The sequence below is a fragment of the uncultured Idiomarina sp. genome (assembly GCF_964010655.1).
In the GTDB taxonomy this organism is placed as follows: domain Bacteria; phylum Pseudomonadota; class Gammaproteobacteria; order Enterobacterales; family Alteromonadaceae; genus Idiomarina; species Idiomarina baltica.
Genome location: NZ_CAXGLS010000072.1, coordinates 1 through 5,299, shown reverse-complemented (window position 1 = coordinate 5,299; position 5,299 = coordinate 1). Strand labels below are relative to the sequence as shown.

Annotated in this window: 4 protein-coding genes and 1 pseudogene; 4 read left to right on the top strand and 1 reads right to left on the bottom strand. The window is 47.7% G+C overall.

Translation table 11 applies throughout. The features are described from left to right. Nucleotides 1–506: 506 nt before the first annotated feature. The 4 genes from ABNS04_RS11965 to ABNS04_RS11950 all read left to right on the top strand — a co-directional run bounded on the left by ABNS04_RS11965 (nt 507) and on the right by ABNS04_RS11950 (nt 5,048). Entirely contained in the window at nt 507–773 is a 267-nt protein-coding gene (locus ABNS04_RS11965) for a DUF4212 domain-containing protein (RefSeq protein WP_006954159.1), read from the top strand. A 6-nt stretch (nt 774–779) separates the two neighbouring features. Continuing rightward, the gene (locus ABNS04_RS11960) at nt 780–2,486 is read left to right on the top strand and encodes a sodium:solute symporter family protein (protein ID WP_272977801.1); all 1,707 of its coding nucleotides are present in this window, start codon (nt 780–782) and stop codon (nt 2,484–2,486) included. Between the two features lie 70 nt (nt 2,487–2,556). Then, complete coding sequence (locus ABNS04_RS11955) at nt 2,557–4,395, top strand: DUF294 nucleotidyltransferase-like domain-containing protein (RefSeq protein WP_272977800.1); 1,839 nt, start codon at nt 2,557–2,559, stop codon at nt 4,393–4,395. A gap of 11 nt (nt 4,396–4,406) precedes the next feature. Beyond that, nucleotides 4,407–5,048: a 3'-5' exonuclease gene (locus ABNS04_RS11950; protein WP_272977799.1), complete on the top strand. Its 642-nt coding sequence runs from the start codon at nt 4,407–4,409 to the stop codon at nt 5,046–5,048. A gap of 18 nt (nt 5,049–5,066) precedes the next feature. Here ABNS04_RS11950 and ABNS04_RS11945 read toward each other — a convergent pair. Continuing rightward, nucleotides 5,067–5,299: pseudogene (locus ABNS04_RS11945) on the bottom strand (ISAs1 family transposase); the annotation flags it as partial.

Sequence of the window (5,299 nt, the reverse complement as noted above, 5' to 3'; positions counted from 1 at the left end):
CATCGCAGTAGGTCGCGCATTTTGCGCGACGATGCACAAGACCACCTGATGAGAGCATCGGGTCGTGCGCATCGCAGTAGGTCGCGCATTTTGCGCGACGATGCACAAGCTCACCTGATGAGAGTATCGGGTCGTAGGCATCGCAGTAGGTCGCGCATTTTGCGCGACTTTACGCTATCCTTATACTTGGTTTTTTAGGAGGGGTATATACTTTGTTTTTAGCTGTCTCTGGAATTTTTGATTATAGAAAGAATCACGAAGGGTTCTAAAGATAAATTAAACACGCCTGAAAGTTAGTGTTTTTACCAAAACCGGCACCCCTCTGTCTATTGGATTTACGTTATCCTCTGTGTTAGTTCAGGAAACATGCATACCTAAACACGGCCACACAGCGTCCAATAACCCACTACGACCAAAGTCCAATTTCACCTGTATACAACTCCACCTACATTTGTTAACGACCCTAACAAAGGTTAACAATTATTCTTACAACAGGAGGGGACGTTATGGCATTTAAAAACGAAGATGATGCCAAAGCGTATTGGAAAGAGAACCTGAGCTTAATGCTTAAACTGCTCGTCGTGTGGTTTGTGGTTTCCTATGGCTTTGGAATTCTCTTAGTGGATGTGCTGAATGAAATCCGTTTCTTTGGCTTTAAGCTAGGATTCTGGTTTGCGCAGCAGGGCTCCATTATTACCTTTATCGTGCTGATTTTCCTTTACGTGCGGGGAATGGCGAAACTCGATAATAAATACGAAGTTCACGAGGACTGATGCGCTATGGATATTCAAACGCTCACATTTATTATTGTCGGTCTGACCTTTGCACTGTATATCGGTATCGCAATTTGGTCTCGTGCCGGCTCAACCAATGATTTTTATGTTGCTGGCGGAGGTGTACACCCCATCGCTAACGGTATGGCAACCGCTGCTGACTGGATGTCGGCTGCGACCTATATCTCAATGGCGGGTATTATCGCTTTCGCAGGTTATGATGGCTCGGTTTATCTAATGGGCTGGACCGGTGGTTACGTGCTACTCGCTATGTGTTTGGCGCCTTACCTACGGAAATTCGGTAAGTTTACCGTGCCTGATTTTATCGGTGACCGCTATTACTCGCAGACAGCACGCACCATCGCAGTGCTGTGCGCGATCTTGGTTTCGTTCACCTACATCGCAGGTCAAATGCGTGGGGTTGGCGTGGTATTCTCGCGCTTCCTCGAAGTTGATATTGCGACGGGTGTCATCATCGGTATGGTCATCGTGTTCTTCTACACGGTACTTGGCGGCATGAAAGGGATTACTTATACCCAAGTCGCGCAATACTGCGTGTTGATGTTTGCCTACATCGTACCTGCTGTTTTCTTGTCACTCTTAATGACAGGCCACATTTTGCCGCAAACCGGCTTTGGAGGTACCGTCGCCGACGGATCCGGCCAGTTCTTGCTCGAGCGGCTTGATGGGCTCTCGACCCAGCTGGGTTTTGCTGAGTACACCGAGGGTGTGCGTAGTAAAGTCGATGTGTTCTTTATTACCGCTGCCCTGATGGTGGGTACAGCAGGCTTGCCGCATGTCATTGTTCGCTTCTTTACGGTACCTAAGGTACGTGATGCGCGTCGTTCAGCGTTTTGGGCATTGGCATTCATTGCTGTTGTTTATCTGACTGCACCGACTATCGCTGCATTCGGTAAAATGAACATGATCAACACCGTTAACGGGCCCGATCTGCAAGGCGTTGAGTATGATAATGCGCCAAGCTGGATTAAGAACTGGGAAAAAACCGGTCTGATTTCTTGGGAAGACAAAAACGACGATGGTCGTATGTTCTACTCAGGTGATGAGCGCAATGAAATGACGATTGACCGCGACATTATGGTCTTGGCAAACCCAGAAATCGGTGACTTACCGGCGTGGGTTGTGGCACTGGTTGCTGCCGGTGGTGTGGCTGCTGCCCTGTCGACATCGGCGGGTCTGCTGTTGGTTATTTCAACGTCGGTCTCCCATGACTTGCTCAAGCGAAATCTGATGCCTAACATTACCGATAAGCAGGAGCTGATGTATGCGCGTCTCGCTGCAGCGGTGGCTATCTTGATTTCCGGTTACTTTGGGGTCTATCCGCCCGGCTTCGTGGCGCAGGTGGTTGCCTTTGCCTTCGGTCTCGCGGCATCGAGCTTCTTCCCTGCGATCATTTTGGGTATCTTTAACAAGCGCATGAACAGTACGGGTGCTATCGCCGGTATGATCGTGGGTATTGTGTTCACCTTCAGTTACATTGTGTTCTTTAAATTTATCTCTCCAGAGTTAAATACACCTGACCATTGGTTATTCGGTATTTCGCCAGAGGGCATTGGTACTTTAGGTATGATCTTTAACTTTGCGGTGGCATTTATTGTTCACAAAATGACAGGCGATGCACCTAAAGACATTCAGGACTTGGTGGAGTCTATCCGCTATCCTAAAGGTGCAGGCGAAGCACAGGATCACTGATTTCCCAACCAGTGAGTGAAAGAGCAAGCTCCGATGCATCGCATCGGAGCTTTTTTTATAAGGCGGACTTATGGATATCGAACGCTTTTTAACAGACTGCCCCCCGTTCGATGATTTAACCGAACAACAGCGAACGTGGTCAGTCAATCAAATGCAGTCCACTTACATGAACGCGGACAACTGCAATGAGATTATGCGTGATTGCAGTCCTGCGCTTTTTATCGTGCGCTCGGGTGTGTTTGACCTAAAAGGCAAAGACGGCACATTAGTCGAGCGACTCGAGCAGGGCGATCTATTTGGTTATCCATCGCTCCTCAGTGGCCGTGCTATCGTCAATACGCTGCAGTGTATTGAAGACGGGATTGTTTACGTGTTACCGCAAGTCGCGTTTGATAGATTACGCAACCAATCGCGCGCGTTTGAACGTTATTTTATCAACGCGCATGGTGAGCGCTTACTGACCGAACGACGAGGAAAGACAGGTGGCTATGACGACTACGACTGGACCGAGCAACGTGTAGAAGATGTGATTCAGCGAGCGCCGATTAGTCTCGCGAGTGATACGACGATCCAAAATGCAGCACAGTGCATGTCCGCGAATGGTATCTCTTCGATACTGGTAGTCGATAACGACCAATTAGTCGGTATTCTTACCGATCGTGATATTCGGAATCGTGTCGTGGCAAAGGGACTGGGATTCAATGTCACCGTCGCTGCGGTGATGACTCATCTGCCCGAGTTTGTGTTTGCACATCGTTCTTTATTGGATGCGCTGACGACCATGACGGCGAGTAACGTCCACCACTTACCGGTCGTCGACGAACAGTTGTGCCCTGTCGGTATGATCACGGCCACCGATTTAATAAAGCAGCAACGCAGTGAGCCAGTCTATTTAATCAGTTCAATTTACAAGTCGACAACGCGGGCGCAGCTTGTTGAGGAAGCACAGAAAATCCCGCAATACCTGAATAGTTTTGCTTTACGAGTTAAGCAGACAGCCATTTTAGGACGACTAATGGCCTCGTTGACCGACGCTATGACCCGTCAGTTTATTAAGCTATTTGAAGCTGAGAATGGTGCGGCACCGGCACGCTATTGTTGGCTGGCTTTCGGTTCGCAAGGGCGCGAAGATCAAACCCTGAGCTCTGATCAGGACAATGGCCTATTGTTGGCCGATGGACTCACCGAGAGCCAATTAGACTGGTTCAGACGTTTGGGTGAATATGTCTGTGAGGGCTTACATGATTGCGGGGTGCCACTTTGCCCAGGCAATATTATGGCATCGAACCCTGAATGTCGCGGCACCCAGCAGCAATGGCTGGCACGTTTTGAACGCTGGACGACATATCCTACCCCCAAAGCGCTCATGTATTGCCAGATATTTTTTGACAGCCGTGCGGTAGCCGGGCAACAAAAAATGTTTAACCAGTTTCGAGAGGCAGTCGCTGATATTGGAAAAAATGAATTTTTTATTGGCAACTTAGCTTTACTAGTTAACCGCATTTCGGTCCCACTGGGTTTATTTAATCGCTTTCGTACTGAAGATGTAAAGCAAGGTGAGCGAATTGATATTAAGCGCTACGGTATTGCTTTGATAAATGACATTGTGCGGCTGTACTCGCTCCATCAAGGATTGACTGAGCCGGCTACGGCACAACGGATTGAGCGATTACAGAACAGCCGTCTCATTAGCGAACGTGACCGCCAGTCGTTACTCGAAGCTTGGCAATTTTTAACGCAACTGAGGCTAGATCACCAGCTGCGGGTTTGGCATACCGACGAGCCTAAAAATGCCATTGACCCCGATAGTTTAAGCACACTGTCGCGGCGACAACTCAAGACCGCGTTTAAAATTATAAAGCAAGCGCAACAGGGCGTGGGGCTTAAGTTTAGTCGGCAGGGTTATTGATGGGTAACCTGATGAGTATAAACAAGCTCCGTCAATCATGGACAAAGCACAGGCAGTTGCAGAAGCCCTGGCAGGATCATACCTATATAGCAATTGATATCGAGACCACGGGTCTTGATCCTATTAATGACCAAATCTTGTCAATCGCTTGGGTTCCAATAAAGCCGCCGATGATCTTAATTGGTGAAGCACAGTACCATGAATTTTGCGTAGACCCCGATGTCGATTTACAACAAAGTCCCACGATTCATGGATTAACAAAGGCTCAGCTAAGTAGCGGGGGTGATGTTAAAAAAGTCTTAAAAGACTTGGAAGATAAACTTTACGGATGTGTCATGGTGTGCCATCACCGAAGCCTTGACTGGTCTTACCTTCGTGACAACAGGTTAACAGAAAATTTACATTTTGAGCCTTTGGGCGTTTTTGACACGCTGAGTTTCGAAAAAAACAAAATGTCTTTTGATAATGAATTTCAGTTGCACAACTCGTCATTGACCTTGGCCGCTTGTCGAACAAGGCACGGACTACCAATATATACAAGTCACCATGCAATGGATGATGCGATTGCGTGTGCGGAATTATTTTTGGCGCAGGCCACAAAAATCAAGCCTCACAACGAGAAACTACGCTTCCTGTTAAAACAAAGTAGATAACTAACACCAACCCCACGGCTAGCGCATTTTAATCCCAGATTCTAAAAGGGTTGAGCGGTAATCATCATCCAGCGCAGCCATTTTCCTTTTGGCTTTCATACTCGCTGTTTTTGTTTCATCTTGTTTAAATAAGGCCATGGCTATTTTTCGCATGACATTGAAGACCAGTGCGCCGTGTCCTTTACGGATCCTTGACTCGTCTTCTCTGAACGTCATATCCAACACCCAATGCATACTCTCGACTTGCCAAT